Source organism: Kineococcus sp. DHX-1, from assembly GCF_042473625.1.
Taxonomy (GTDB): domain Bacteria; phylum Actinomycetota; class Actinomycetes; order Actinomycetales; family Kineococcaceae; genus Kineococcus.
The window spans coordinates 432,702-458,763 of sequence record NZ_CP170445.1 but is presented as its reverse complement, the minus strand read 5'-3'; the positions used below and the strand labels follow the sequence as shown (position 1 = coordinate 458,763).

Sequence of the window (26,062 nt, the reverse complement as noted above, 5' to 3'; positions counted from 1 at the left end):
GGGGTGCGTGAGTCACTGCAGCGCAGCGGTCAGGCGCATGACGTTGTCGACGTAGCGCTGCCGGAACGGGCGGCGCGCCCACTCCTGCGCCGTCAGTTCCACCGACCGGTCGCGGTAGTCGTCGACGACCGCGGCGAGGTCGGCGACGAACTGCGGTTCGAGGCCGAGCAGCGAGACCTCGTAGTCGAGGTTGAACGAGCGGATGTCCATGTTGCTGGACCCGATGACGGCCCGCTCCCCGTCCACCACGAGCACCTTGGCGTGCAGGACGGCGGGCGCGGGCAACTGGTGGATCCGCACTCCGGCGCGCAGCAACGAGGAGTAGTAGGACCGCTGCGCGTGGTGGACCATGAACTGGTCGGCCTTCTCCGAGACGAACAGTTCCACCTCGACCCCGCGGTAGGACGCGGTGGTGACCGCCTGCTCCAGACCCTCGTCGGGCACGAAGTACGGGCTGACGATCGACACCTTCCGCGTCGCGGCGTGGATGAGCGCGCAGAACATCCGCAGGTTCGGTTCGGTCGGGTAGCCCGGTCCGGACGGGACCACCTGGAACGCCCCGCGGGAACCGCCCGGGGAACTCTGCTCGGCCGCGGAGGCCACCTCCGTGAGGACCTCGCTCGTCTCGGCGAACCAGTCGGTCGCGAACACCTCCTCCAGGGACTGCACGACCGAGCCGGTGAGTTCCACGTTCAGGTCGACCCAGCGCCGGCCCGCACGGACGTGCCGGCGCCTCAGGTACCCGGGGTCGATGAGGTTCTGCGACCCGACGAAACCCGTGCGGCGGTCCACCACGACGAGCTTGCGGTGGTTGCGCAGGTCCGGCCGGCGCCAGCGACGGCGCAACGGGTCGATGGGCATCATGCGGTGCCACTCCACCCCGTCCGCGGTGAGGCGCTCGTTCATCCGCGGGTGTCCGGGGTAACCCCGGGCACCGAGGTGGTCGTAGAGGAACCGCACCCGCACCCCGCGGGCCACCGCCCGGCGCAGGGCGTCGAAGAAGGGTTCCGTCGTCGGGTCCAGGGCGGCGATGTAGAACTCCACGTGCACGGTGTGCTCGGCGCGGTCGACGGCGCGCACCAGCGCGGGCACGAACTCGTCCTCGGCCAGCAACCGCCGGTGGTCCCCCACGACGCACGGCAGGTACGTGAGCCGGCGGTTGAGCCCCAGCAGGCTGCGCAGGTGCTCATCGACGACGACGCCCTCGGGGATCAGGGGCATGTCCACGACGCTGTCGGCGATGACCTGGTTCGTCAGCTGCTGCACGTGGTGCCGGCGGCCCGCCACGTACGGGCTGCCCAGCAGGAGGAACAGGGGCAGCCCAACGACGGGCAGGAAGAGGATGAGGAGCAACCAGGCCGAGGAGGACCCGGGCCGACGGTCCTCCGGGACCGTCCCGATCGCCCACACCTTCACGGCGTAGTCGACGACGACGAGCAGCTCGCTGAGCACCGCGATCGTGGTCACCGCCGGCTCACGTGCGCGAGGCCCGGCGCGGCAGCAGGGAACGGCGTCCGGTCCCCAGCAGGATCCGGCGCAGGTCCTCGTCGGGGATGTCGCGGCACGACGCGTCGCCCAGCGGACCCACGAGCCCGGACAGGAAGAACACCACCGCGACCCGGCGTTCTGCGTCGGCGTCGGGACCGGCGAGCTGTTCCCGCAACTGGTCCCCGATCTCGCGCATCCGGGGGTAGTGCTCCTGCAGGTGCGCGATGACGGGGTCCACCGCGGCGACGACGTACAGGCGGCGGACGTCGACGATGAGGTCGACGAGACCCTCGAGCAGGACCTCGACCTGGGCCCGACGGCCGCGTCGCGCCCGGGCGGCCTCGAGGACGTCGGCCACGCGGTCGAGGAACGGGGCGACGACGCCGACGACCAGCTCGTCCTTCGTCCGGTAGTGGTAGTAGACGGCCGCCTTGGTCACCCCGACCTCGTCGGCGATCATCTGCAGCGACGTCCCGCTCACCCCGTGCTCGGAGAACAACCGGAGCGCCGCCTCGTGCAACCGCTGCCGCCCCGGCCCGGCGGGCCGAGCCTCGCCGGCCGTCGTCGTCATGGGTCTCCTCGCTCGTGGCTGTGCGCCGCGTGGGACGAACTGTATCCGTGGACGTCGGCACCGCCCGCGGTACGACTTCCGGAGGACGTCGACGGCCCTCGGAACTAGCCGATCGACTAGCGCGAACCGTTGGCGACACCCCCGCCGCCGGGGTACCGTCGATGAGCCGAACAGCACGTTCCTCGTCGCCACCGGAGCCGACGGACCCCTCCCCGCCTCCCCAAGGAGCCCGCCCGATGGCCACGCTGCTCTACCGACTCGGGCGGTTCAGCGCCCGTCGCCACTGGCTGGTGCTCGCCGTGTGGGCCGCGCTCGTGGCCGCGCTGGCCGGGCTGGCGTTCGGCCTGAACCAGACGGCCGCCAAGGACACCAGCTTCTCGATCCCGGGCACCCAGGCCAGCGACGGCCTGGACCTGCTCGAGCAGAAGTTCTCCAGCGGGGCGAACAACGCAACGGCGACCGTGGTCTTCCAGGCCCCGCAGGGCCAGACGCTGACGGCCGCGAACGCGACGGTGGTCCAGGGCGTCGTGGCCGAGGTCGGCCGCCTCGACGGGATCGCCTCGGTCACCGACCCGTTCGCCCAGCAGAGCCCGATGGTCTCGCGCGACGGCCGCATCGCCGCGGCCCGCGTCACCTTCGACGGGACCGTGGGGGACGTGACGGCCGCCCAGGCCGACGCCCTCGAGCGCGTGGCCGACCGCACGGTCGACGGCGTGCGCGTCGAGGTGACCTCGCAGGTCCAGCAGACCGAGGCCGGGCACACCAGCGAGGCCATCGGCGTCGCCGTGGCGGCCCTCGTCCTGGTCCTCACCTACGGCTCGCTCGCGGCCGCGGGCGCCAACCTGCTGACCGCGGGCCTGGGCGTCGGGTTCGGCGTCCTGGGCATCACCGCGCTCGGCAAGGTCGTCTCGCTGTCCACCACGACGCCCGCCCTGGCCGGGATGCTGGGCCTGGCCGTCGGCATCGACTACGCGCTCTTCGTCTTCGCCCGCACGCGGACCGAGCTGCGGCGCGGGGAGGAGCTCGACCTCGCGATCGCCAAGGCCACCGGCACGGCCGGGACGGCGGTCGTCTTCGCCGGCACCACCGTCGTCATCGCCCTCGTCGGCCTCTCGGTCGTGAACATCCCCTTCCTCACGCAGATGGGGCTGGCCGCGGCCGCCACGGTGGCCGTCGCCGTGCTCGTCGCCCTCACCGCGGTGCCCGCCTTCCTCAAGGTGCTCGGGATGCGCGTCCTGCCGAAGAAGGAACGCGGCCTCGACCGCGCCGGGCTGCGGGCCGTGGCCGACAGCGACGACCACGCGACGGTGGACCTCGCCGGCCGCGGGTTCCTCGGCCGCTGGGTGCGCGGTGTCACGGCCCACCCGGTGATCGCCCTGCTGCTGGCCGTCGTCGCGGTCGGGGCCGTCGCGATCCCCGTCGCCTCGATGCGCACGGCGCTGCCCTCGGCCGAGAACGCAGACCCCGCGACGTCCCAGCGCCAGGCCTACGACCTGCTCGTCGAGGGTTTCGGCCCCGGCTCGCAGTCCACACTGCTGGTCCTCGTCGACGGCAGCGACGCGTCCGCCGTCGCGACCGCGGCCGGGCAGGTGGCCACCACGGTCCAGGGCCTGCCGGACGTCGCCGCCGTCGTCCCGGCCGTCCCGTCCCAGGACGGCACCGCCCAGCTCATCACGGTCGTCCCCGCCTCGGGGCCGACCGACGAGAAGACGAGCGACCTCGTGCGGGCCATCCGGTCCGCGACCGACGACACGTCGGGCGCGAGCGTCCTCGTCACCGGCCAGACGGCCCTGGACATCGACGTCACGGACGCGCTCAACGGCGCCCTGCCCGTCTACATCGCGATCATCGTCGTGCTCGCGCTGTTCCTGCTCATCATGCTGTTCCGCTCGCTCGCGGTGCCGCTGCTGGCGACGGTCGGGTTCCTGCTCTCCCTCGGCGCCTCGCTCGGGTCCGTCGTCGCGATCTACCAGTGGGGCTGGCTGTCGGACGTCTTCCAGGTCGCCCAGCCCGGGCCGCTGCTGAGCTTCATGCCGGTGCTGGTCGTCGGCATCCTGTTCGGGCTCGCGATGGACTACCAGATGTTCCTCGTCTCGGCGATCCACGAGCAGCACGCCCACGGCCGCAGCCCGAAGGACGCGGTGCTCGCGGGGTTCCGCCGCTCGGCGCCCGTCGTCGTGGCGGCGGCGCTCATCATGTCCGGCGTGTTCGTGGGGTTCGCCACGAGCGGGGACCAGATCATCGGGTCCATCGGCATGGCGCTGACGGTCGGCGTCCTCGCCGACGCCCTCGTCGTCCGCATGGTGATCATGCCGGCGGCGCTGACCCTGCTCGGCCGGGCCGCGTGGTGGATGCCGCGCTGGATGGGCCGGCTCGTGCCGAACGTCGACGCCGAGGGCCGCGGCCTGGAGGCGATGCTTGCCCGCGAGGCCGGCGGGACCACGGCCGTCGCGACGGGGACGGCCGTCGCCGCCGCGCCCGCCGAGGTCCCGACCCCGCGCGAGGAGCGCCGGCACCCGGAGGACGCCCCGGACGGGCCTCCGCAGGGCCTGCCGGCCGAGCAGCGCGTGGAGCGGGTGCTCAACGACCTGCCGCTCGGCGTCGTGGGCCTCGTGCGGGACCCGGCGGGACGGCCGCTGGAGGGCGCGGTGCTCACCGTCACCGACCACTCCGGACGGCAGCTCGCGCGCACGGCCGCCGACGAGGTCGGGTTCTTCTCCTTGCCCCTGGAGGCCGGCGGGACGTTCGTCCTCATCGTCGCCGCGGCCGACGCCCGCCCCGTCGCGCACCTCGTGCCCGTCGCCGGGCGGACGGTGCGCCACGACGTGCGCCTCGTCGGGAGCGCCGCGCTGCACGGGGTCCTGCGGAGCGCGGACGGCCCGGTCGCCGGTGCCGTGATCACGCTGCTGGACGTCCAGGGCGCCGTGGTCGCCACCACCCGGACCGACGAGGACGGCCGGTACCGCGTCGGCGACCTCGTGGCCGGCAGCTACGTCCTGTCCGTGCTGTCCTCGAGCTTCCGGCCCGTCGCGCAGACCCTGGAGGTCGACCACGGCGGGGACGTCGAGCTGGACGTGACGCTGAGCGCCGGGGGGCGCCTGGTGGGGACGGTCGGCACGGCCGACGGCTCCCCCGTCGCCGAGGCGTCCGTGACGCTCGTCGACGAGGGCGGGTCGGTCGTGGACACCGCGACGACGGACGTGGACGGCGCCTTCGCCTTCGACGACCTCACCCGCGGCCGGTACACGCTCACCGCGGCCGGCTTCCCGCCGGTGGCGACGCCCGTCGAGGTCGCCGACGGCGGCCACCGCGAGGTCGAGGTGCGCCTCGGCCACGCCGCCCAGCGCGACCCGGACGGCGCCGCCCGCTCCTGATTCACCCCCACCCACCCCGTGGCAAACGCTTTTTCCGCCCTTCAGGAGCCGCTACCGAGGGCGGAAGGTGTGTTTTCCGCCCTCGGTTGAACCCAGGGTTGACGCCGTCGTCAACCCTGGGTTCACTGCTGTCGTGGACGAGGTGCGCGAGGCGGTGCAGGACGACGAGTGGTTCGCCGTGCTGACCCACCGACTGCCCTACGACCCGGCCGCACCCGCCGTCGCCGACCGCCTGCAGCGGTGCACCTCCCCCGCCGTCGTCGCCGCCGCCCTCGCCGACCACGGCGACGGCCTGCTGCGACAGCTCGCCGGGCAGCCGACCGACCGGGACTGGATCGCCGACTGCGGCGGGCCGCTCGGGGCCGTCCTGGTGCTCGCCGAGGTGGACGCGGCCGCGTCCGTCCTGCGTTCGCACGTGGCGGCGGCGCGGGCCGGGCTGCTCGCCGACCTCGTGCAGGACCACAGCCTCGTCGAGCTGGCCGACCTGCTGGGGGTCACCCGGCAGGCGCTGCACAAGACGTTGAAGAACCGCGGACTGTGAGGGGACGTCGATGACCCAGGAACTCATCCCGACCACCGGGAACCACCCGCTGCGGACGCGGGGCGCGGGACGAGTCCTCTACGCGGGCGGCATGTCGAGCGACTTCGCCGCCGTGCTGGTCCTGGCCCTGATGTCCTCGGGAACCGTGCGCACGCCCGACGTTGTGCAGAGCGCGTCGGTCTTCGCGGCGATCGGCCTCCAGGTCGCGGCGCGCTGGCTGCGCAGGCGGGCTTGGTGGCACGTCCCGCTGCGCGACGCCTCGCCGGTCCCGGTACCGGCGGACCTCGTCTTCTGGAGCGCGACAGCGCTCGTGCTCACCGCCGTGGCCGTGGTTCAGACGACGGGGCACCGCGGATCGTGGTCGTTCGGCGCGTGGTTCCTCGTCGCCGCCGCCCTCGTCGCCGCCTGGGTGCCTTCGGCCGACCGCCCCCAGCCCGAACCGCCGTCGGTGTGGTGGACGCGCGCCGTCCCGATGCTCGCGGCCGCCGCCGTCGTCCTCGTGCTCGCCGTCCTCACGCACCAGGCGGCTGCCGGCACCGCCGCCGTCGTCGCGGCGGTCGTCCTCGCCGTGACGGTCCTCCTGTGCCGCCGCGCGCGAGCGGCCGGGACCGGCGCTCCCTCGTCGTGAAACCCCGGTGACACCGGCACGGACGTTCCCTAGCGTGCGCGAGTGCCCGTCACCGTCCGCGCCACCACCCCGGCCGACCTCGACGTCTTCGTCGAGACCCTCCACGCCGCCTTCGCGCGGTTCCCGCCACAGCCCGAGGAGGACGGCAGCGGCGTGTTCTGGTCCGTCCTGGAGATGGAGCGGAACCTCCTCGCCGTCACCGACGACGGCCGGCCCGTGGGGACGGCCGCGGGGTACTCGTTCGAGCTGACCCTCCCCGGCGGGACCCGGGTTCCGACCACCGGGGTGACGAACGTCGGGGTCGTGCCCTCGCACCGGCGCAGCGGCACCGCGACCGCCCTGATGCGCCGGCAACTCGAGGACCTCCGCGCCCGCGGCGAGTGCGTCGCGGTGCTGCTGGCGATGGAACCGACGATCTACCGGCGTTTCGGCTACGGGCCGGCCACCTTCAGCCGCCGGGTGACGGTCACCCGGGCGCGGGCCGCGTTCGACGACCAACGGCTCGGGCCGGGAGTTCGCGACGACCGCGGCACGGTCGAGGTCGTCCGTCGACAGGACTGCGTCCCGGCCCTCGAGGAGGTCTACGAACAGCACCGGCTCGCCCGGGTCGGGGCGCTGGACCGACCCCACCGGTGGTGGGCCCGCGGCGCCGGGCACCCGCCGGTGTCCCGGGACCAGCGCTGGATCGGCCTGCACCGCAACGCCGCCGGCCGTCCTGACGGGTACGTGAGCTACTCCCTCGAGGACGGCGTCCTCACCGTCGACGAGACGATCACCGCCGACGACGTCGTGCAGGAGGTCCTCGACCGGTTCGTCCTGGGGCACGACCTCGTGCGCGAGGTGGTGTTCCCGCAGGCCCCGACCGACCACCCGTTGCGCTGGCAGCTGGTCGACCACGACGCGGTCGCCTCCAGCGGCGACGAACCCTGGTTGTGGGTCCGGGTCCTCGACGTCCCGGCCGCGCTGCGGGCCCGCGGGTGGGCCGGGAGCGGGACGCTCGTCCTGCAGGTCGAGGACCCGTTCCTGGAGGAGGTCTCCCGGTACGAGCTCACGGTCGTGGACGGCTCCGCGGAGTGCACGACGACGACGCGGGAACCCGACCTCGTGCTGGACGTCAGCGACCTGGGGTCCCTGTACCTCGGCGGTGTCCCGCCCCGGGACCTGGTGCGGGCCGGGCGCCTCCGCGCGCGAAACGAGGAGATGGTGGCCCGGGCGGAGGAGGTGTTCCGCACCGACCGGGCGCCCTGGTCGCACCACGTCTTCTGACGCGGCGCCGTCGGGCTCAGGCGGTGCGCACCATCGTCACGTGCGGGATGCCGTCCTCCTGGAACAGCTCGCCCTGCGCGACGAAACCCAAGCGGGCGTACCAGTGCTGCAGGTGCGCCTGCGCGTCGAGCACCACGTCGGAACCCTCGAGCAGTTCCAGCGCGCGTTCCATCAACCGCGCCGCGACCCCGGCACCGCGGAACTCCCGCGCCGTCGCGACACGGCCGATGCGGCCGCGGCCGTCGGCGTCGCGCAGCACGCGCAACGTCGCGGCGACGGTCCCGTCGACGTCGGCCCACACGTGGACGCAGGTGGGTTCGAGGTCCCGGCCGTCGAGTTCGGGGTAGGCGCACTCCTGCTCGACGACGAACACGTCGACGCGCAACCGCAGCAGCGCGTAGAGCACCGCGGGCGGGAGGTCGGCGAGAGCCGCCTCCCGCACCTGCAGGGAACTCATCGGCGACTCAGCCCAGGAGGTCGTGCCGGACGACGGTCTGCTCGCGGTCCGGGCCGACGCCGACGGCGCTGATCCGTGCCCCGGAGATCTGCTCGAGCGCCTCGACGTACGCCTGGGCGTTCTTCGGCAGGTCCGCCATCGACCGCGCCGAGGAGATGTCCTCGGTCCAGCCGTCGAAGTACTCGTAGACCGGCGTCGCGTGGTGGAAGTCGCTCTGCGACATGGGGATCTCGTCGTAGCGGACCCCGTCGACGTCGTACGCCACGCACACGGGGATGCGTTCCCAGCCCGTGAGGGTGTCGAGCTTGGTGAGCACGAAGTCGGTGACGCCGTTGATGCGCGCGGCGTACCGGGAGATGACCGCGTCGTACCAGCCGGTCCGGCGCGGCCTGCCCGTCGTGGTGCCGTACTCCCCGCCGTCCTGGCGCAGCTTCTCGCCGTCGGCGTCGAGCAGTTCCGTCGGGAACGGCCCCTCGCCGACGCGCGTGGTGTACGCCTTGACGACGGCGATGATCCGGTCGATGCGGTTCGGCGGGATCCCCGCGCCCGTGCAGGCGCCGGCCGCGATGGCGCTGGACGACGTCACGTACGGGTAGGTGCCGTGGTCGATGTCGAGCATCATCGCCTGCCCGGCCTCGAACAGGACGATCTCGTCGCGGTCGAGGGCGCGGGACAGTTCCAGGCTGACGTCGCGGACCATGGGCCGGACGCGCTCGGCGTAGGAGAGCAGGGTGTCCACGGTCTGGTCGACCGACACCGCGCGGCGGTTGTAGACCTTGAGCAGCAGGTGGTTCTTCTGGTCGAGCGCACCCTCGACCTTCTGCCGCAGGATCGACTCGTCGAAGAGGTCCTGGACCCGGATCCCGATGCGGTTGATCTTGTCGGCGTACGTCGGGCCGATGCCGCGGCCGGTCGTGCCGATCTTGCGCTTGCCGAGGAAGCGCTCGGTGACCTGGTCCATCACGCGGTGGTACGGCGCGATGACGTGGGCCGAGGCGGACAGCAGGAGTTTCGAGCAGTCCACCCCGCGCGCGGTGAGGGCGTCGATCTCGTGGAACAGCACCTCGAGGTCGACGACCACGCCGTTGCCGATGACGGGCGTGACACCCGGGGTGAGGATGCCGCTGGGGAGCAGGTGCAGCGCGTACTTCTCGTCGCCGACGACGACCGTGTGCCCGGCGTTGTTGCCGCCGTTGAACTTCACCACGTAGTCCACGCGTGCGCCGAGGGCGTCGGTGGCCTTGCCCTTGCCCTCGTCCCCCCACTGGGCGCCGACGAGCACGATCGCGGGCATTCAGATCCCCTGCTTCCTGGTGACGACTGTCCGGGTCCTGCACGGCCCCACGGACCACCGGCCCAGCTCAGGGGGTGGTCACCGCAGACCACGACGAGCTTACCGGGTGGTGGACCTGCGGCGACCTCCTCGTGACCCGGCCGGTGACCCGGTCGCTGTCTCAGCCCGTGAAGCGCTCGGCGAGGTGCCGTCCGAGCGCCGTCCCGGACTCCCAGGCCGTCTGCACCTTGGACCGCTCGCCCCAGGCGTCGCCGCAGACCCCGATGCCGCTCTCCTCGTCGAAGCCGAACACGGCGTCCTCGTGCTGGCGCAGCGGACTGGCGAGCGACCAGCGGTGCGCCCGGGCCCACGTGGGGGCCGGTGCCCCGCTCACGCCGAACAGGGGCCCGAGGGACTCCAGCACCGACGGGACGATGCTCGCGGGGGCGTCGAGGTGCTCGCTGGACACGTCGGGCGCGGTGTGCGCGACGAGCACCGGGGCCCCGTCACCGCGGCGCGAACCGTCGTCCGCGAGGAAGACGAGCAGGTCGGAGTCGTTGACGAAGGCCCCGTGGAAGTCGGGCCACCAGCGCTGCTCCCAGCCGGCGTACACGGCGATGCAGGGCCGCCAGTTCCACCGGGCCGACACGTCCAGCCGGGTGGCGACCATGCGCGGCAGCAGGTCGGCGGCCTGCGGGTCGGGCATGGCGAGCACGACCGCGGGGGCGCCGCGACCGTCGATGCCGGGACCGTCGTCGCCGCTGGAGACGCCCTCGACGTCGATGCCCTGCACCACGTCGAGCGGGGTCGCTCCGGGCGGTGCGACGAGGTCCTCGACGAGGCTGCGCAGCCCCGTCGGGGAGGCCCAGCGGACCGGACCCGACGAGGAGCGGGACTCCCCGCCGGACCCGTCGAGCACGGCGAACGTGTCGGTCCAGGGCCGCGCCAGGCCACGCTCCTCCCAGCCCGCGACGAGCCGGGAGAAGTCCCCGTCCCCGGAGACGGTGAAGTAGGAGGCGCCGAGGTCCACGACGCGCACGCCGCCGGTGCTCTCGACGCGGCGGCCGCTCATGCGCCCGCCGCTGCGCCGACCGCGGTCGACGACGCGCACGGGGACCCCGGCCTCGGTGAGGGCACGGGCGCAGGCGAGTCCGGAGATCCCCGCCCCCACCACCAGGACGGGACGGGCGGGGTCAACCGTCGTGACGTCGGTCACGAGGGCAGCAGTTCGCGGGCGGCGGCCGGGTCGCAGTCGTTCAGGAAGGTGGTGCAGCGCACCGCTTCCTCGGTCTCGCCGATCGTCTGCGCAGCCCGCTGCAGGGCCGCCAGCGCCCGCAGGAACCCGCGGTTCGGCTCGTGCGCCCACGGCACCGGCCCGTGCCCGCGCCACCCCGCCCGGCGCAGCGCGTCCAGCCCGCGGTGGTAGCCGGTGCGGGCGAAGGCGTACGCCGTCACCGAGTCCCCCTCGACGAGCGCGCGCTCGGCCAGCAGCGCCCACGGCAGCGACGCCGCGGGGTGGGCCGCCGCGACCGCGGCCGGGTCGGTCCCCGCCGCCAGGGCGTCGTCGACCTCGGGGTTCGCGGGCAGGTGGGTGGGCGGGGGTCCTCCGAGGAGGTTGGTGCCGGTGCTCACGCTCGGTCCTCTCCAGTGCTGATCTCGACCCAGACGATCTTGCCGCGCCGGGTGGGTGTGCTCCCCCACCGTCCCAGCGATGCGACGAGGCGCATCCCGTGGCCGCCACCGCCGTCGGGGCGCGCGTCGACGACCTGCGGCTGCTCGGGGCTGTCGTCCTCGACCTCGATGCGCAGGTGGCCCTCGAGGTCGAACAGGCGCAGGCCGATCGCGCCCCAGCCGTGCAGGACCGCGTTGGCGACGAGCTCGGAGACGACGATCTCGGCGCGCGGTCCGCAGTCCAGGCCCCAGACGGCGCAGGCGCGCAACGTCGCGTGCCGCGCCTTGCCGATCGAGGACGGTTCGGACGGCAGCTGCCAGCGACGCCGACGCGGGGTGTCGGCCGTGGGCAGCGGCTCGCCGTCGCGCTCGGACTCCTCCGGCACGCGGACCACGACGATCGCGGTGTCGTCCTCGGGTGTCTCCCCGAGGCCGGCGAGCAGCTCCTCCCCGATGCCGGCGGCGTCGCGGGCGCTGGAGCGGGCCAGCACCTCGACGAGCACCTCGAGGCCGTCGCGCATGGGCCGCGAGCGCGTTTCGATGAGGCCGTCGGTGTAGAGGACGAGGACGTCGCCCGGGGACAGCGCGCGTTCCCGGGTGGGACGCGGTCGCTCGCCCAGACCCACGAGCGTGCCCGTCGCCTCGCTGAGCACCTCGACGCGGTGGCCTGCGGACGATCCGGCCCCGGAACCGCGCCGCAGCAGCGGGGGCAGGTGCCCGGCGCTGGACCAGGCCATCTCCCAGCCGCCGTCGTCCAGGCGCTGCAGCGTCGCGTAGACGAGGGAGGCCATCCGGCCGATCCCGAGCCCGCCCGCGAGCTGGTCGACGCGCATGAGGACGCTGCCGGGGTCGTCGACGTCGTGCGCCGCGGAGCGGACGACGGAGCGGATCTGCCCCATGGCCGCGGCCGCCTCGACGTCATGCCCGACGACGTCGCCGACGACGATCCCGGCCACCGCGCTGCCGCTGCCGTCGGCCGGGGCAGGCAGCACGTCGTACCAGTCGCCGCCCACCTGCGAGTGGTCGGCGTTGGGCGCGTAGAAGGTCCAGACGTCGAGCCCGTCGATGCCGACGAGTCCCGCCGCGTCCGGCAACAGGCTGCGTTGCAACGTCTCCGCCAAGTCGTGCTCCCGTGCGTGCAGTCGAGCGTTCTCCAGCAGCAGGGCCGTCCGCGCCGCCGCACCCACCACGACGGCGCGGTCCTGCGGCGCCAGCCCGGTCGAGTGCGGACACACGACGAGCAGCCCGAGGACGTCCTGCTGCCCTCTCAACGGGACGGCGAGCGCGGACGTGCCCGCCGCGACGACCCCGGGGTCGTCGGAGTTCGTGCACATCCCGTGCAGCCACTCGGCCACCGAGCCCGGCTCCTGCGGGACGTCGCCGAGGTCGGTCAGCTCCCGCGTGCAGGCGTCCAGCAGCGGGTCGGGCGCGGCGGCCCGGCCGCGGGACAGGCGCCGGCCCAGGAGCGCGTGCAGCCGCTTGCCGTGCGCGGCGACCACCTCGAGGTGGGTGCGCCCGGACCGCTCGTGCACCCGGACGACGAGCGCACCGGCGACGAGCTGGTCGCCGAGGACGCGGGCCACGTCCTGCAGGACCCGGTCCGCGTCGGGCGGGGCGGGCGGCGTCCCCGGGTCGCGCGGCCCGTCGACCGCGTCGCCGACGACGGCGTCGAGGCGGGTGAGGACGTCGAGGCGGGCCCCCGCGGTCCGGTCCACGGCGGTGCGGCGGGTGACGTCGCTGTGCCAGGTCAGGACGTGGCAGACGGCACCGGCGCGGTCGAGGAGCGGCACGGTGCGGACGTGGTGCAGGAAGTCGGTGCCGTCGGCGCGCTGGTCCAGGACGGTCAGGGTCACCGGGTCGGGGCTGACGAGCGCGCGGTCGAGCTCGGCCAGGGCCCGCTGGTCGCGGGTGCGCACGAGGTGGTGGGCCGGCCGGTGCTCGACGTCCTCGGCCGGGACGCCCGTGGTGCGGGTCCAGGCCCCGTCGACCGCGTCGACGACCAGGCGGCCGTCCCGCACGGCGGACAGGGCCGCCCCGGGTGCCGCCGCGACGACGGGGGCACCGCTCGTGGCCGCGTGGACCCGGTCGACGGGCGCCAGGACGACCACGACCTCCTCACGCCCGGGCACGGGGTCGGCGCTGCACCACAGGTCCCCCGCCAGCAGCTCACCGAGGACGGCACGGCCCGCAGCGGCGGCCTGCCAGACGGTCGCCGCGGGAAGGCCCGCCGCGACGCGGAAGTCCTCCAGGGTCCGCGGCAGGCCCCGTCCACCGGCGAGCCCCCGCGCCCCGGCGTCCGCGGCCAGCAGCGTCCCGGACCCGGGCGCCAGCAGCAGCACGGCAGCGGGCTCGCCCAGGGCGAGCGCCTGCAGACTGCTGGCCGGCATGGGCGGGGCTCCTCGCTGTGGCGGAACGGACGGCGGACGGGCGGCGGGTCGTGTCGCCGGGTCGTGCTGGAGTCTGCCCGACGGCCGGGGGTGTCCGGCGGTCGGATGACCAGTTCGGCCCCCCGAGCCCCGCAGGACCAACCGTCCGCGGGCACGGCACGGGTGCCGATCCGGCGTCGATAGCATGCAGGGGGGTCGGACGGACCGCGCGTCGAGGAGGCGCCGGGGCGCCCGCCTCACCCGCGTGGTGGAAGACCGCGCGGGACGGTCGTCCGCTGCCTGAAGAGAGCCGGGCTCAGCGGTACAGGGTGCGGACCTTTCGGAGGACCCATGACGAACGACGCGACACCGCCGGGACAGGCGCCCCGGGTGCCCCAGGTGCGCTCGGTGGACCCGGGCTCGGTGCACGTCCTCTACGAACCCCGGGCCACCCGCGTGGTGCTCACCGGCGAGATCGACGCCGAGCTCGGCCCCGACCTGCTCGAGGCCGCCGAGGACGCCCTGAGCTCCGGCCGGCCGCTGCAGGTCGACGCCCACCACGTGACCTTCATGGACTCGACCGGTCTGGCCTTCCTGGCACGGCTGGCCTCGCGGTCCAAGGCGCACCGGGTGACGCTCATCCGTCCCCCGGCCGTGGTGAAGTTCCTCATCGAGACGACGAACATCGTCCAGCTGCTCGACGTCGTCGACGAGGAGCCGGGCCTGAGCAGCGCCGGGAACGAGGACGGGCCGCAGCCCGCCTGAGACCGGTACGCAGCAGTCGGCCCCGCCCACCTGCCGGTGAGCGGGGCCGACTGCTGTCCGGTCAGCGGGTCACTTGACCGACTTGCCCGCGCTGCGGAGGTTCTGCGCGGCCTCGACGACGCGCGCGGCCATGCCCGTCTCGCCGACCTTGCCCCAGGCGCGCGGGTCGTACGCCTTCTTGTTGCCGACCTCGTCGTCGACCTTGAGGACACCGTCGTAGTTGGTGAACATGTGGCCGACGATGGGGCGCGTGAACGCGTACTGGGTGTCGGTGTCGATGTTCATCTTGATGACCCCGTAGTCGACGGCGTCGCTGATCTCCTGGGCCGACGAGCCCGACCCGCCGTGGAAGACGAGGTCGAAGGGCTTGTCCTTGCCGACCCGCGAGCCGACCTCGTCCTGGATCTGCTTGAGGATCTCCGGGCGCAGTTTGACCCCACCGGGCTTGTAGACGCCGTGCACGTTGCCGAACGTCAGGGCGGCCATGTACCGGCCCTTCTCGCCGGTGCCGAGCGCGTCGACCGTGGCCAGGGCGTCCTCGACCGTCGTGTAGAGCTTGTCGTTGATCTCGTGCGCGACCCCGTCCTCCTCGCCCCCGACGACACCGATCTCGACCTCGAGCACGATCTTGGCGGCCGCGGCCTGGGCCAGGAGCTCCTGGGCGATCTGCAGGTTCTCGTCCAGCGGCACGGCCGAGCCGTCCCACATGTGCGACTGGAACAGCGGGTCGCGGCCGCCCTTGACGCGCTCGGCGGAGATCGCGAGCAGCGGGCGGACGAACCCGTCGAGCTTGTCCTTGGGGCAGTGGTCGGTGTGCAGCGCGATGTTCACGTCGTAGGCCTTGGCGACGTGGTGGGCGTACTCGGCCAGGGCCTGCGAGCCCAGCACCATGTCCTTGACCGTGGTGCCGGAGAGGAACTCGGCCCCACCGGTCGAGACCTGCACGATGCCGTCGCTCTCGGCCTCCGCGAAGCCGCGGATGGCCGCGTTCAGCGTGATCGAGGAGGAGATGTTGATGGCCGGGTAGGCGAAGGAACCGGCCTTCGCGCGGTCCAGCATCTCGGCGTAGACGTCCGGGGTGGCGATGGGCATGGGGGGCACTCCTCCGTGCGACGGCTCTGGCAGGGGTGATCCTTCCACGCTCCCACCGCCGCGGGCAGCGGCCCCTCGACCGGCGCGTGCGGCGCCCGCTCCCGGATGCCGACCCCCGCCTGCGGTGCGAGCGTGGCGGCATGACGGACGCAGCGCTCACGGGCAAGAAGATCGCGTTCCTCGTCGCGGGCGAGGGCATCGAGCAGGTCGAGCTGACGGAACCGTGGAAGGCGGTGCAGGAGGCCGGTGGGGAGCCGGTGCTGTTGTCGCTGAAGCCCGGCACCGTCCAGGCGTTCGACCACCTGGACAAGGCCGACACGTTCGACGTGGACGTCGTCGTCGACGACGCCAGCCCGTCGGAGTACGCGGCTCTCGTCCTGCCCGGCGGTGTCGCGAACCCCGACGCCCTGCGCACCTCGCGCTCCGCGGTGACCTTCGTGCAGCAGTTCGCCGCCTCGACCCGCCCCATCGCGGCCATCTGCCACGCGCCCTGGACGCTGGCCGAGGCCGACGTGCTGAAGGGCCGCCGTATGACGTCGTGGCCCTCGCTGCAGACGGACCTGCGCAACGCGGGCGCCGAGTGGGTCGACGAGGAGGTGGTCGTCGACCGCAACGGTCCCGGTCCCCTGGTGACGAGCCGCAACCCCGACGACCTGCCGGCGTTCAACCGCGCGCTGCTGGAGGCGCTGTCGTGAGCGCCCCCGGCATCGGCTACACGTGCATGAGCGAGCAGTCCGACCCGCGCTGGCTCGTCCGCGACGCCCGCGCGGCGGAGGAGGCGGGGTTCGACACCATCGTGTTCTCCGACCACGCCTCGCCGTGGCTGACGTCGCAGGGCCACGCGCCGTACGCGTGGTCGGTCCTCGGCGCAGTGGCCGCCACGACGTCGCGCGTGGAACTCATGACGTACGTGACGTGCCCGACGGTCCGGTACCACCCGGCGATCGTCGCTCAGAAGGCCGCGACGGTGCAGATCCTGTCCGAAGGGCGTTTCGTCCTCGGCCTGGGGTCGGGCGAGAACCTCAACGAGCACGTCGTCGGTCACGGCTGGCCCGCCGTCGAGGAACGTCAGGACATGCTCGTCGAGGCGTGCGAGATCATCTCGAACCTCTTCGACGGCGACCTGCTCACCTACGCGGGTGAGTACTTCCGCGTCGACTCCCACCGGTTGTGGGACGTCCCGGAGCACCGGGTGCCGATCGCCGTGGCGATCAGCGGGGAGAAGTCGGCCACGCGGTTCTCCCCCCTGGCCGACCACGCCATCGCGGTGGAACCCGACGCGGCGTTGAAGGCCTGGGACGCAGCCAGGGAGACCGGTCAGCAGCCCAGCCGGAAGATCGGTCAGATGCCGGTCTCCTGGGGCGCCGACAAGGACGCCGCGATCACCCGTGCGCACGAGCAGTTCCGCTGGTTCGCGGGCGGCTGGAAGGTGAACGCCGACCTCCCGACCACGGCGGGTTTCGCCGGGGCCACCCAGTTCGTGCGGCCGGAGGACGTCGCCGGGCAGATCCCCTGCGGGAACGACGTGGACGCGATCGTCGAGGCGGCCTCGGCGTACTTCGAGGCGGGTTTCACCGACCTCGCCCTGGTCCAGATCGGCGGCGAGCACCAGGAGGAGTTCTTGGCGGCCGCGAAGTCCGACATCATCCCGGCGCTGCGCGAGGCGGCCCAGGGGACGGACCCCTCCCCGAGCTGATCCGGGAACCCGCGGGGCCCGGGGGGCGTTGTCCAGGACGAGAGCACTCCCCGGGCCACCGCGGTCACGCGGTCCCGGGGAACGGGCGTGAGGGGGTCGCGATGGGGACGGACGTCCCGGCCCTGCGGACGGGGTCGGTGACCGGGACGGTCACCACCTGGCTGCTGCGGGCCGGTGCAGTCGTGGCGGGAACCGCGGGGACGGTGCTGGCGGTCGTGGGAGCCGTGGCGACCCCTGCGACGATCCTCCTCTCGGCCGCGCTCGTGAGCCTGGTGCTGCTGGTCCTGCCGGCGGTGACGACGCCGGCGTCCACCCGTCACCCGCAGACCGTGCGACGTACCCGCGGGCTGCTGCTGGCCGCGGTCGCGGTGGGACCCCTGGTGGCGGGGGCGCACGAGGCCGGCGTCCCGTCGCAACTGCTCTCCGCCGCCGTCCTCGGCGTGGGTTCGGCCGTCGTGGTGCGGTGGTTGACGTCGTGGGAGGCGTCGGCCGCTCCCACCCCCCGAGACGCCACCCCCGTACCGGCCGTGGACGTGCGCCAGAGCCCCGATGCCCTCGCCGACCTGTTCGGGGTCCTGCCGCTGGAGGCCCTCTTCACCGAGTGGCGGGCGTTGCGCACGGCGTCGGAGGACGCGCCGGGGGCCGAGCGGGGACGGCTCGTGGGCGCGCTCAGCCTGCTCCTCACCGAACTGCACCGGCGCGACCCCCAGGCCGCGCGCCGCTGGCTCAGCGAGAGCCCCACCGAACCACCCGACCGCTGGTTCGACGACGAACCCCGGGGCCAGGCCGCCTGAGGTCCGCAACGGACCACCCGTCCCGCCCGGTCGGAGGGTGCATCCGTTGCGCAGGCACGCACGTCAGGCGTCTTGAGCGCCCCTCCCCGCGCCCCTAGCGTGGTGGTGGAGCCGGCACCCGCCGCGGTCCGTCCCGTCCCGTCCGGCGCCGCGTGGCCACCGGACGCCCACCGAGAGCTGGCCGATGCACGACGAGACCTCCGCGGGCACGTCCGCGCGCATGCACGAGACGACCACCGAGAACGAGACGGCCCTCGACCTCGTCCTGGACTACTCCCGCAAGCGGCTGACGGCGCGCGACCTGCCGCTGGACAAGTCCGTCAGCAGCGCCGACCTGCGCCGGCTCGCCCCGCCGGCCGTGACCGAGGACGGCATCGGGGCCGCCCGGGCGCTGGCCGTGTTCGAGCACGTCCTGGCGCCCGCGTGCATCACGACCGACCACCCGCGCTACCTGTCCTTCATCCCGTCGGCGCCCTCCAAGGCCGCCGCGGCCTTCGACATCGTCGTGTCGGCGAGCGCCCTCTACGGGGGGTCCTGGCTGGAGGGCGCCGGGGCGGTGCACGCCGAGAACGAGGTGCTGCGCTGGCTCGCCGACGAGTTCGGGCTGCCTGCCGGTTCCGGCGGTGTGTTCGTCCAGGGCGGGACCCTCGGCAACCTCTCCGCGCTCGTCGCCGCCCGGGAGGACGCCCGCGAGCTCGCTCGCGGCCGGGGGACCGCTCCCGGCCGCTGGGCCGTCGTCTGCAGCGCCGAGGCGCACTCCTCGATCGCGTCGGCCGCCCGGGTCATGGACGTCGACGTCGTGGCCGTGGCGCCGGGCGAGGACGGCGTCCTGCGCGGCGACGCCGTCCGGGCCGCCCTCGACGAGCACGGCGACCGGGTGTTCGCGGTGGTGGCCACCGCGGGGTCGACGAACTTCGGCATCGTCGACGACCTGGCCGGGATCGCCGAGGTCACCACCGAGCGAGGGACCTGGTTGCACGTCGACGGCGCCTACGGTCTGGCCGGCCGGTTGTCGACGCGGCGCCGCGAGGTGTTCGACGGCCTCGAGCACGCCGACTCGGTCATCGTGGACCCGCACAAGTGGTTGTTCGCACCGTTCGACGCGTGCGCGCTCATCTACCGCGACCCCGAACGCGGGCGCCGCGCCCACACCCAGCACGCCGAGTACCTCGACACCCTCACCGAGACGAAGGACTGGAGCCCGTCGGACTTCGCCGCCCACCTCACCCGGCGTCCGCGCGGGCTGCCCACGTGGTTCTCGCTGGCGACCTACGGGGTCCGGGCCTACCGCGAGGCGATCGACGCGGCCATCGACCTGGCGGCCGAGATCGGCCGGGTCGTCGCCGGACGCCCGGAACTGTCCCTCGTGCGGGAGCCGCAGTTGTCCGTGGTGGTGTTCGAGCGCGTCGGCTGGACGAAGGCCGACTACGACGCCTGGTCGGCGCGGCTGCTGGACGAGCAGCTCGCGTTCGTGACACCGAGCAGCCACCAGGGCCGACCCAACGCCCGGTTCGCGATCGTCAACCCGCGCACGACGATCGAGGACCTCACCGCGATCCTGGACACCATGGCCTGACCTGTCGGTGGGGCAGGATGGGCGCATGACGAGCGCCGAGGACCCCATCGCCAGCGGTTCGGCGGCCCGCGAGATCAGCCGCGAGTCAGCCGGCCCCGCCGAGGGCGACCTCGAACGCAGCATCGCGGCGCAGGTGCGCGCCTACCGGCAGGCGGCGGGGCTGTCGGTGGCGGAGATGGCCGACCGCGTCGGCATCTCCAAGGCCATGCTGTCGAAGATCGAGAACGCTCAGACCTCCTGCAGCCTCACGACGCTGGCCCGCCTCGCCGCCGGCCTGGAGGTCCCCGTCACGGCCCTGTTCCGTGGGGTGGACGCCGAGCGGGAGGCGGTCTTCGTCCCGGCGGGCCACGGGGCGCGCATCGTGCGGCGCGGGTCCAAGCAGGGCCACCTCTACGAACTCCTGGGGGGCCTGCGCGGACCGCACAAGCGCATGGAGGCCGTGCTCGTGACGCTCACCGAGGTGTCGGAGGTGTTCCCGTTGTTCCAGCACCCGGGGACGGAGATCCTGTACATGCTGGAGGGCGAGATGGTCTACGGGCACGGCGAGGCCCACTACACGATGCGGCCGGGCGACGCGCTGCAGTTCGACGGCGAGGGGCCGCACGGACCGGAGGAACTCGTGGTCCTGCCCGCCAAGTTCCTCGCGGTCACCGCCTACGACGGGACCAGCGGGCACGACTGAGCCGCCCGCGGCGGAGCTGCGGTCGACTCAGGTCACCAGGTCGGTCAGCACGTCCGCCAGGGCGACTGACCCCCGTTCGGCGTCGTCGTCGGTGCAGAACTCCTCCGGCGAGTGCGAGACGCCCGTGGGGTTCCGGGTGAACAGCATCGCCGTGGGCACGCGCTCGGCCAGGACGCCGGCGTCGTGCCCGGCCCCGGTCGGCAGCAGCGGTGCGCCGGGGAGGACCGCGGACAGCCTGCGGGACAGCGCGGGATCGAAGTCCACCGTCGGACTGAGGGACTCCTCCCGGACGTCGACCGTGCAGCCCTCGGCGGCCGCGAGCTCCCCGGCCCGCCGGGAGAGCTCGGCGACGACGGCAGCGGTGACCGCGTCCTCGGGGTGCCGCACGTCCAGCCACAGGTCGACGCGGGAGGCGATGACGTTCGTCCCACCGGGGACGGGGTTCAGCCGTCCGACCGTCGCCCGGGTCCCGGGGTGCGCGGCGGCGACCTCGCGAGCCGCGGCGACGAGGAGGGCCGCCACGAGCAGCGGGTCGTGGCGGTCGGCGAGCAGCGTCGTCCCGGCGTGGTTGCCCTGCCCGTGCACGGTGAACCGCCAGCGCCCGTGCCCGATGACGGACGACGCCACGGCGACGGGGGCGTCGAGGTCGACGAGGCCGCGGCCCTGTTCGACGTGGAGCTCGACGAAGCAGCCGATGCGCGCCAGCGCCTCGTCGTCACGACCGAAACCCGCCGGGTCGAGCCCGGCGCCACGAGCGGCGTCCGCGAAGCTCGTGCCGTCGGAGTCCGTCAGGGCGAGCGCGCGTTCCGGCGCGATCGCACCGGTCAGCAACCGCGACCCCAGACAGGCGACCCCGAACCGGGACCCCTCCTCCTCGGGGAACACCGCCAGACCCAGCGGACGCGCGGGCTCGATCCCCCGCTCCCGCAACAGGTCGAGGGCGCGCAGGGCGGAGGCGACCCCGAGCGGTCCGTCGAAGGCACCACCCCCCGGCACGGAGTCGAGGTGGCTGCCGGTGACGACGGCGTCCCGCAGCGGCGCCCCGGCGGGGTTCCACCACGCCCAGACGACGCCGTTCCGGTCGGTCTCGCCCTCGAGGCCGCGGCGGCCGAGTTCGGCGAGGTACCACTCGAGCAGTTCGCGTTCCGCGCCGGCGAAGACGGGACGGGAGTAGCCGCCGCGCACCGGGTCGCGGCCCGTGTCGGCGATGGCGGCGAGCAGCTGCGCGGTCTCAGGCACGGGGCGAACCTACCCGGAACCGCTCCGGCACCGACCCGGTTCCCAGCGCGACGTCGGCCGCGACCTCGCCGAGGACGGGCGCGAACTTGGCGCCGTGGCCGGAGCACGGGGACACGACCGTCACGCCGTCGGCCTCGTCGACGACGAAGTCCTCGGTCGGGGTGTTCGTGAACAGGCACGTCGTCTCGGCGTACGGCTCGGGTTCCAGCCCCGGCAGGAACCGCTGGACGTAGTCGACGACCCGGGCGCGGTTGGCGGGGTCGATCCGGCCCGACCGCGCCGCCGCGGAGGGGATCACGCGCCCCGCGTCGTACTCCGCCACCTTCTGCCCGCGGAACTGCGCGTCGCGCCCGCCCGGCAGCGCGTACACGCAGATGTCCTCGCGCTTGTGGATGAGGGTGGGCCAGTCCTCGGCGGGCGCCCCGTCCCGGTAGGGGAAGTGGAAGGCGTTCTCCTCCTTCACCTGCAGCGCGGGGAACGCGTCGAGGAACCCGGACGGCAGTGCCAGGTCGCCCAGCAGCTGCGGCAGGAACCCTCCCGCGGCGACGACGACCCGCTCGGCGGTGAGGGTGCGTCCGTCCGCGGCGTGCGCCACGAACCCGGACGTGGAGCCCGAACCCGTCCGTTCCAGCCGCTGCAGGGGCCAGCCCGTGAGGACCTCGGCCCCCCGCGCCTTCGCCGCCGCCACCATGGTCGTGACGGTCGACTCCGCGTCGAGGACCCCGCCGACGCGGTGCAGCAGGACGTCGGTGTCGAAGGCGATGTGCGGCCAGCGCGCACGGGCCTCGTCACGGGCCAGGAGCTCGTGCTCGACCCCGGCGGCCGCCAGGACCGCCGCCAGCCCGTGGGGGTCCCGCTGCGTCCCGAAGTCCAGGGCGCCGCAGCGCCGGACCAGGTCGGCCCCGTGCAACGCGGACAGTTCCGCCCAGCCGGGTTCCGTGGCGCCCACCAGGTCGACGTAGACCCGCTCGGGGTAGGCGTACCGGAAGATGCGCGCGGACCCGTGCGAACTGCCCTGCTCGGACGCCGGGACGTCGCGTTCGACGAGGGTGACGGACGAGCCCCGCTCGGCCAGCCGCCAGGCGGTCGAGGCACCTGCCAGGCCGGCCCCGACGACGAGGAACTGCGAACTCATGAGATCCCTTCCACCACGACGGCTCGCCCCGCGAGGTCGCCGGGGACGACGGAGAAGTGCGACTGCAGCGTGGTCAGGTCGACGGCCACGAGGGCCTCCCCGGGGACCCCCACCCGCACGTGCGCGACGTGCGGACGCGTCGTCATGACGTTCACCGCCACGACGTCCCCGTCCGGCTCGGCGGTGACGGCGACCTCCCCGGGGAACCTCAGGAGGTCGCCGGGGCGCAGACGGTGGACGTGGCCGGCGACGGTGAGGACGAGCCTCCCGCGGGCGAGGACGAACGTGCGGTCGACGCCGGGGAAGGTCGAGAACGGGCCCGGTTCCGTGACGGCCGCGATGCTGAGCCGCCACCGGTCGTCGCGGTGCACCTCCCGGGTCGTGCCCCGCCCGTTGCGCCAGGGAACGTCCGGGAGGTCCCCGTGGTCGATCGTCCGCACGGCTCCAGGATGCCCCGTCCCACCCCGAGGGCCGGTCAGAACCCCTGGCCGGGGACCCAGCTCGTGCCGGCCAGCGGCAACCGGGTCATGGCGGCGGCCTCGATCGTCAGCGCGACGAGGTCCTCCGGCTCCAGGTGCTGCAGGTGGGCCTTGCCGCAGGCCCGCGCGATGATCTGCGCCTCCATGGTCATGACGCGCAGGAAGTTCGCGAGCCGACGACCGCCGACCTCGGGGTCGAAGCGCTGCTGCAGCTCGGGGTCCTGGGTCGTGATGCCGGCCGGGTCACGACCGGCCTGCCAGTCGTCGTAGTACCCGGCCGCCGACCCGATCTTGCGGTACTCCGCGTCGAGGGCGGGGTCGTTGTCGCCGAGGGCGATGAGGGCGGCCGTGCCGATGGCGACGGCGTCGGCCCCCAGGGCCATGCACTTGGCCAGGTCGGCGCCGTTGCGGACGCCGCCGGAGACGACGAGCTGGACCTCGCGGTGGACCCCCATCTCCTGCAGCGCGCGGACGGCCTCGGGGATCGCCGCGAGCGTGGGGATCCCGACGTGCTCGATGAACACGTCCTGCGTGGCGGCGGTCCCGCCCTGCATGCCGTCGACGACGACGACGTCCGCGCCGGCCTTCACGGCGAGCTTGACGTCGTAGTACGGGCGCGAGGCCCCGACCTTGACGTAGATCGGCTTCTCCCAGTCGGTGATCTCCCGGAGTTCACCGATCTTGATGGCCAAGTCGTCGGGACCGGTCCAGTCCGGGTGCCGGCACGCCGAGCGCTGGTCGACGCCGACCGGCAGCGTCCGCATGCCCGCGACGCGCTCGGTGATCTTCTGCCCCAGCAGCATCCCGCCCCCGCCGGGTTTGGCGCCCTGGCCGAGGACGACCTCGATCGCGTCGGCGGCGCGCAGGTGGTCGGGGTTCATGCCGTAGCGCGAGGGCAGGTACTGGTACACGAGGTGCTTGGAGTGCCCGCGCTCCTCGTCGGTCATGCCCCCGTCGCCCGTCGTGGTGGACGTGCCGACCTCGCTGGCCCCCCGGCCGAGCGCCTCCTTGGCCCGGCCGGACAGCGCCCCGAAGCTCATGCCCGCGATGGTGACCGGCGTGGACAGGTGCAGCGGGAACTTCGCGTTCCGCGCACCGAGGACGACGTCGGTGTCGCAGCGCTCGCGGTACCCCTCCAGCGGGTACCGGGACATGCTGGCGCCGAGGAACAGCAGGTCGTCGAAGTGCGGCAGCTTGCGCTTGGCGCCCCCTCCGCGGATGTCGTAGATGCCGGTGCGCGCTGCGTGCTGGATGGCCGCGATGGTGCTGCGGTCGAAGGTCGCGGACTCACGCAGTCCCTGCGCGGCGAGGTCGTCGGTCATCTCCGGGCCCCTCTCAGTACGCCGAGGCGTTGTCGACGTGGAAGTTGTAGAGCGTGCGGGCCGACCCGTAGCGGGTGAAGGCGGCCGGGTCGTCGTCGCGGCCGGCCGCGGCGAGCAGTTCGGTGAGTTCGGCCAGGTGTTCCGGACGCATCTCCTTGGCGACGCAGTCCGCCCCGAGCGAGGCGACGGTCCCCTGGACGTAGATGCGGGCCTCGTAGACGGAGTCGCCCAGCGCGTCCCCGGCGTCGCCGCAGACGACCATCCGCCCGGCCTGGGCCATGAACCCGCTCATGTGCCCGACGTTCCCGCCGACCACGATGTCCACCCCCTTCATGGAGATGCCGCACCGGGCCGCGGCGTTGCCGTCGACGACGAGGAGACCTCCGTGGGCGGTGGCCCCGGCCGACTGGGACGCGTCGCCGTGCACGTGCACGCGCCCGGACATCATGTTCTCCGCGACTCCGACGCCCGCGTTGCCGTGGACCTCGACCGTGGCGTGCTGGTTCATGCCGGCGGCGTAGTAGCCGACGTGCCCCTCGACGGCGACCGTGACGGGACGGTCGAGCCCGACGGCGATCGAGTGCGTCCCCTGCGGGTGCACGACCCGGTAGTGCGCCGTGGACCCCTCGGGTTCGGCGTGCAGGGCGGCGTTCAGCTCCCGGACGGTGGTCTTCGCGAGGTCCACCACGATCGGCTCCGTGGGGCGCGCGTCGGGCGTCGCGGGGAGTTCCTGGGTCAGCGTTCCCATGCGTACACGACCTCCGGCTCGGGTTCGAAGATGCGGGCGTTCTCGACACCGGGCAGACCGGTGAGGTAGCGGTACTCGCTCGCCATGGCGACCCACTGGTCGGTCTCGGCGACGACCGCGGGTTTGCAGGCGATGGCGTCCCGGACGACGGCGAAGGAGTTCTCCGTCGCGACGAGCAGCGTGTAGAAGCCGTCGAAGCGCTCGCACAGCAGGCGCAGCGCCTTCTCGACGTCGGCACCGCCGGCGAGCTGCTGCGCCACGAACCGCGCTCCCACCTCGGTGTCGTTCTCGGAGTCGAACTCCACACCCTCGGCCATGAGCTCGCGCCGGATCGTGGCGTGGTTCGAGAAGGACCCGTTGTGGACCATGCACTGGTCGGGCCCGACGGAGTAGGGGTGGCTCCCGGTGGAGGTGACCGCGGACTCGGTCGCCATCCGGGTGTGGGCGACGCCCTGGTACCCCGTGGCCTCGGCGAGGCGGAACGTGGTGGCCAGGTCGTCCGGGTGACCCGTTCCCTTCAGGACGGACAGGTTCGCGCCCCGGCTGGTGACGACCGCGCCGGGCAGGGCGGCGCGGACGGCGGCCTCGAGGAGCTCGGCCGCCACGGGCGCGGTGAAGACCGTGGTCTGCCCGCTCGCCCGGCTCCGGACCGGCTGCCCCAGAGCGCGCTCCACCGCGGCGGCGGCCTCGGTCGCGGCCAGTGGGGACTCGATGGTGCAGACCGTGGCCTGGCCGTCGGGGTTCAAGCCGGGGTCCCCGTAGAGACCGACACCAGCGGCGTCGGTCCCGCGCTCGGCGGCCTGGCAGAGCATCGTTTGTAACAGGGACCCGAGGTGCGGCTGCAACGCCGCGTCCCGCAGGTGCAGTCCGGCGATCCCGCACATCAGCGTCCTCCTTCG

24 protein-coding genes are annotated in these 26,062 nt (G+C 73.7%); 10 read left to right on the top strand and 14 right to left on the bottom strand.

The window, feature by feature from the left end:
* Positions 1–12: 12 nt before the first annotated feature.
* Both cls and ACFEMC_RS02205 read right to left on the bottom strand, forming a co-directional pair.
* Positions 13–1,467 carry a cardiolipin synthase gene (cls, locus tag ACFEMC_RS02210; RefSeq protein ID WP_380173178.1) on the bottom strand — a complete coding sequence of 485 codons (1,455 nt, stop codon included), beginning with the start codon at positions 1,465–1,467 and terminating at the stop codon, positions 13–15.
* Positions 1,468–1,474: 7 nt separating this feature from the next.
* Positions 1,475–2,059, bottom strand: coding sequence for a TetR/AcrR family transcriptional regulator (locus ACFEMC_RS02205; RefSeq protein ID WP_380173176.1), 585 nt, complete (start codon positions 2,057–2,059; stop codon positions 1,475–1,477).
* A 236-nt stretch (positions 2,060–2,295) separates the two neighbouring features.
* On the opposite strand from ACFEMC_RS02205, the gene ACFEMC_RS02200 reads away from it, so the two are divergent.
* The 4 genes from ACFEMC_RS02200 (at position 2,296) to ACFEMC_RS02185 (ending at position 7,868) form a co-directional block, all read left to right on the top strand.
* Positions 2,296–5,433: an MMPL family transporter gene (locus ACFEMC_RS02200; protein ID WP_380173174.1), complete on the top strand. Its 3,138-nt coding sequence runs from the start codon at positions 2,296–2,298 to the stop codon at positions 5,431–5,433.
* 133 nt (positions 5,434–5,566) lie between these two features.
* The gene (locus tag ACFEMC_RS02195) at positions 5,567–5,974 is read left to right on the top strand and encodes a hypothetical protein (RefSeq protein WP_380173172.1); all 408 of its coding nucleotides are present in this window, start codon (positions 5,567–5,569) and stop codon (positions 5,972–5,974) included.
* Between the two features lie 10 nt (positions 5,975–5,984).
* Positions 5,985–6,602: a hypothetical protein gene (locus ACFEMC_RS02190; RefSeq protein WP_380173170.1), complete on the top strand. Its 618-nt coding sequence runs from the start codon at positions 5,985–5,987 to the stop codon at positions 6,600–6,602.
* 42 nt (positions 6,603–6,644) lie between these two features.
* Entirely contained in the window at positions 6,645–7,868 is a 1,224-nt protein-coding gene (locus tag ACFEMC_RS02185) for a GNAT family N-acetyltransferase (protein ID WP_380173168.1), read from the top strand.
* Between the two features lie 16 nt (positions 7,869–7,884).
* On the opposite strand, the gene ACFEMC_RS02180 is transcribed toward ACFEMC_RS02185, so the two are convergent.
* From ACFEMC_RS02180 to ACFEMC_RS02160, 5 genes are all read right to left on the bottom strand, one after another.
* A complete protein-coding gene (locus tag ACFEMC_RS02180) occupies positions 7,885–8,325 on the bottom strand; it encodes a GNAT family N-acetyltransferase (RefSeq protein WP_380173166.1) in 441 nt (146 codons plus the stop codon).
* Between the two features lie 7 nt (positions 8,326–8,332).
* Entirely contained in the window at positions 8,333–9,619 is a 1,287-nt protein-coding gene (locus ACFEMC_RS02175; protein ID WP_380173164.1) for an adenylosuccinate synthase, read from the bottom strand.
* Positions 9,620–9,779: 160 nt separating this feature from the next.
* Positions 9,780–10,814 (bottom strand): NAD(P)/FAD-dependent oxidoreductase, encoded by a 1,035-nt coding sequence (locus ACFEMC_RS02170; protein ID WP_380173162.1) that lies wholly within the window; start codon positions 10,812–10,814, stop codon positions 9,780–9,782.
* The gene (locus tag ACFEMC_RS02165; protein ID WP_380173160.1) at positions 10,811–11,230 is read right to left on the bottom strand and encodes a DUF3151 domain-containing protein; all 420 of its coding nucleotides are present in this window, start codon (positions 11,228–11,230) and stop codon (positions 10,811–10,813) included. Before ACFEMC_RS02165 ends, ACFEMC_RS02170 begins: the two co-directional genes overlap by 4 nt.
* Positions 11,227–13,656 (bottom strand): SpoIIE family protein phosphatase, encoded by a 2,430-nt coding sequence (locus ACFEMC_RS02160; RefSeq protein WP_380173157.1) that lies wholly within the window; start codon positions 13,654–13,656, stop codon positions 11,227–11,229. Before ACFEMC_RS02160 ends, ACFEMC_RS02165 begins: the two co-directional genes overlap by 4 nt.
* A 330-nt stretch (positions 13,657–13,986) precedes the next feature.
* On the opposite strand from ACFEMC_RS02160, the gene ACFEMC_RS02155 reads away from it, so the two are divergent.
* Entirely contained in the window at positions 13,987–14,400 is a 414-nt protein-coding gene (locus ACFEMC_RS02155) for an STAS domain-containing protein (RefSeq protein WP_380173155.1), read from the top strand.
* Between the two features lie 69 nt (positions 14,401–14,469).
* On the opposite strand, the gene fbaA is transcribed toward ACFEMC_RS02155, so the two are convergent.
* Positions 14,470–15,492 (bottom strand): class II fructose-bisphosphate aldolase, encoded by a 1,023-nt coding sequence (fbaA, locus tag ACFEMC_RS02150; RefSeq protein WP_380173153.1) that lies wholly within the window; start codon positions 15,490–15,492, stop codon positions 14,470–14,472.
* 140 nt (positions 15,493–15,632) lie between these two features.
* Here fbaA and ACFEMC_RS02145 point away from each other — a divergent pair, with 140 nt between their 5' ends.
* From ACFEMC_RS02145 to ACFEMC_RS02125, 5 genes are all read left to right on the top strand, one after another.
* On the top strand, positions 15,633–16,187 hold the full coding sequence (locus ACFEMC_RS02145; RefSeq protein ID WP_380173151.1) for a type 1 glutamine amidotransferase domain-containing protein: 555 nt from the start codon (positions 15,633–15,635) through the stop codon (positions 16,185–16,187).
* Positions 16,184–17,188 (top strand): TIGR03557 family F420-dependent LLM class oxidoreductase, encoded by a 1,005-nt coding sequence (locus tag ACFEMC_RS02140; protein WP_380173149.1) that lies wholly within the window; start codon positions 16,184–16,186, stop codon positions 17,186–17,188. The genes ACFEMC_RS02145 and ACFEMC_RS02140 overlap by 4 nt, the downstream gene beginning before the upstream one ends.
* A gap of 101 nt (positions 17,189–17,289) precedes the next feature.
* Entirely contained in the window at positions 17,290–17,982 is a 693-nt protein-coding gene (locus tag ACFEMC_RS02135; RefSeq protein ID WP_380173147.1) for a hypothetical protein, read from the top strand.
* A gap of 184 nt (positions 17,983–18,166) precedes the next feature.
* Complete coding sequence (locus ACFEMC_RS02130) at positions 18,167–19,558, top strand: pyridoxal phosphate-dependent decarboxylase family protein (RefSeq protein WP_380173145.1); 1,392 nt, start codon at positions 18,167–18,169, stop codon at positions 19,556–19,558.
* Positions 19,559–19,583: 25 nt separating this feature from the next.
* A complete protein-coding gene (locus tag ACFEMC_RS02125) occupies positions 19,584–20,240 on the top strand; it encodes a helix-turn-helix domain-containing protein (RefSeq protein ID WP_380173143.1) in 657 nt (218 codons plus the stop codon).
* A 27-nt stretch (positions 20,241–20,267) separates the two neighbouring features.
* Here the strand turns inward: ACFEMC_RS02125 and ACFEMC_RS02120 are convergent, their stop codons facing one another.
* From ACFEMC_RS02120 to ACFEMC_RS02095, 6 genes are read right to left on the bottom strand one after another with little or no spacing between them, the layout of a single operon-like run.
* Entirely contained in the window at positions 20,268–21,479 is a 1,212-nt protein-coding gene (locus ACFEMC_RS02120; protein ID WP_380173141.1) for an allantoate amidohydrolase, read from the bottom strand.
* A complete protein-coding gene (locus ACFEMC_RS02115) occupies positions 21,472–22,614 on the bottom strand; it encodes an FAD-dependent oxidoreductase (RefSeq protein WP_380173139.1) in 1,143 nt (380 codons plus the stop codon). Before ACFEMC_RS02115 ends, ACFEMC_RS02120 begins: the two co-directional genes overlap by 8 nt.
* Complete coding sequence (locus ACFEMC_RS02110; protein WP_380173137.1) at positions 22,611–23,054, bottom strand: HutD family protein; 444 nt, start codon at positions 23,052–23,054, stop codon at positions 22,611–22,613. Before ACFEMC_RS02110 ends, ACFEMC_RS02115 begins: the two co-directional genes overlap by 4 nt.
* Positions 23,055–23,089: 35 nt before the next feature.
* Complete coding sequence (locus ACFEMC_RS02105; protein WP_380173135.1) at positions 23,090–24,415, bottom strand: FMN-binding glutamate synthase family protein; 1,326 nt, start codon at positions 24,413–24,415, stop codon at positions 23,090–23,092.
* 13 nt (positions 24,416–24,428) lie between these two features.
* A complete protein-coding gene (locus tag ACFEMC_RS02100; protein WP_380173133.1) occupies positions 24,429–25,163 on the bottom strand; it encodes a hypothetical protein in 735 nt (244 codons plus the stop codon).
* Positions 25,151–26,047: a glutamine amidotransferase gene (locus ACFEMC_RS02095; protein WP_380173131.1), complete on the bottom strand. Its 897-nt coding sequence runs from the start codon at positions 26,045–26,047 to the stop codon at positions 25,151–25,153. Before ACFEMC_RS02095 ends, ACFEMC_RS02100 begins: the two co-directional genes overlap by 13 nt.
* Positions 26,048–26,062: the final 15 nt, after the last annotated feature.

Excerpts from the sequence above, each read along its gene's own strand:
- ACFEMC_RS02205 (WP_380173176.1), bottom strand. The coding sequence starts at position 2,059 with ATGACGACGACGGCCGGCGAGGCTCGGCCCGCCGGGCCGGGGCGGCAG.
- ACFEMC_RS02200 (WP_380173174.1), top strand. The coding sequence starts at position 2,296 with ATGGCCACGCTGCTCTACCGACTCGGGCGGTTCAGCGCCCGTCGCCAC.
- ACFEMC_RS02190 (WP_380173170.1), top strand. The coding sequence starts at position 5,985 with ATGACCCAGGAACTCATCCCGACCACCGGGAACCACCCGCTGCGGACG.
- ACFEMC_RS02180 (WP_380173166.1), bottom strand. The coding sequence starts at position 8,325 with ATGAGTTCCCTGCAGGTGCGGGAGGCGGCTCTCGCCGACCTCCCGCCC.
- ACFEMC_RS02175 (WP_380173164.1), bottom strand. The coding sequence starts at position 9,619 with ATGCCCGCGATCGTGCTCGTCGGCGCCCAGTGGGGGGACGAGGGCAAG.
- ACFEMC_RS02160 (WP_380173157.1), bottom strand. The coding sequence starts at position 13,656 with ATGCCGGCCAGCAGTCTGCAGGCGCTCGCCCTGGGCGAGCCCGCTGCC.
- ACFEMC_RS02155 (WP_380173155.1), top strand. The coding sequence starts at position 13,987 with ATGACGAACGACGCGACACCGCCGGGACAGGCGCCCCGGGTGCCCCAG.
- fbaA (WP_380173153.1), bottom strand. The coding sequence starts at position 15,492 with ATGCCCATCGCCACCCCGGACGTCTACGCCGAGATGCTGGACCGCGCG.
- ACFEMC_RS02145 (WP_380173151.1), top strand. The coding sequence starts at position 15,633 with ATGACGGACGCAGCGCTCACGGGCAAGAAGATCGCGTTCCTCGTCGCG.
- ACFEMC_RS02135 (WP_380173147.1), top strand. The coding sequence starts at position 17,290 with ATGGGGACGGACGTCCCGGCCCTGCGGACGGGGTCGGTGACCGGGACG.
- ACFEMC_RS02130 (WP_380173145.1), top strand. The coding sequence starts at position 18,167 with ATGCACGACGAGACCTCCGCGGGCACGTCCGCGCGCATGCACGAGACG.
- ACFEMC_RS02125 (WP_380173143.1), top strand. The coding sequence starts at position 19,584 with ATGACGAGCGCCGAGGACCCCATCGCCAGCGGTTCGGCGGCCCGCGAG.
- ACFEMC_RS02115 (WP_380173139.1), bottom strand. The coding sequence starts at position 22,614 with ATGAGTTCGCAGTTCCTCGTCGTCGGGGCCGGCCTGGCAGGTGCCTCG.
- ACFEMC_RS02105 (WP_380173135.1), bottom strand. The coding sequence starts at position 24,415 with ATGACCGACGACCTCGCCGCGCAGGGACTGCGTGAGTCCGCGACCTTC.
- ACFEMC_RS02100 (WP_380173133.1), bottom strand. The coding sequence starts at position 25,163 with ATGGGAACGCTGACCCAGGAACTCCCCGCGACGCCCGACGCGCGCCCC.
- ACFEMC_RS02095 (WP_380173131.1), bottom strand. The coding sequence starts at position 26,047 with ATGTGCGGGATCGCCGGACTGCACCTGCGGGACGCGGCGTTGCAGCCG.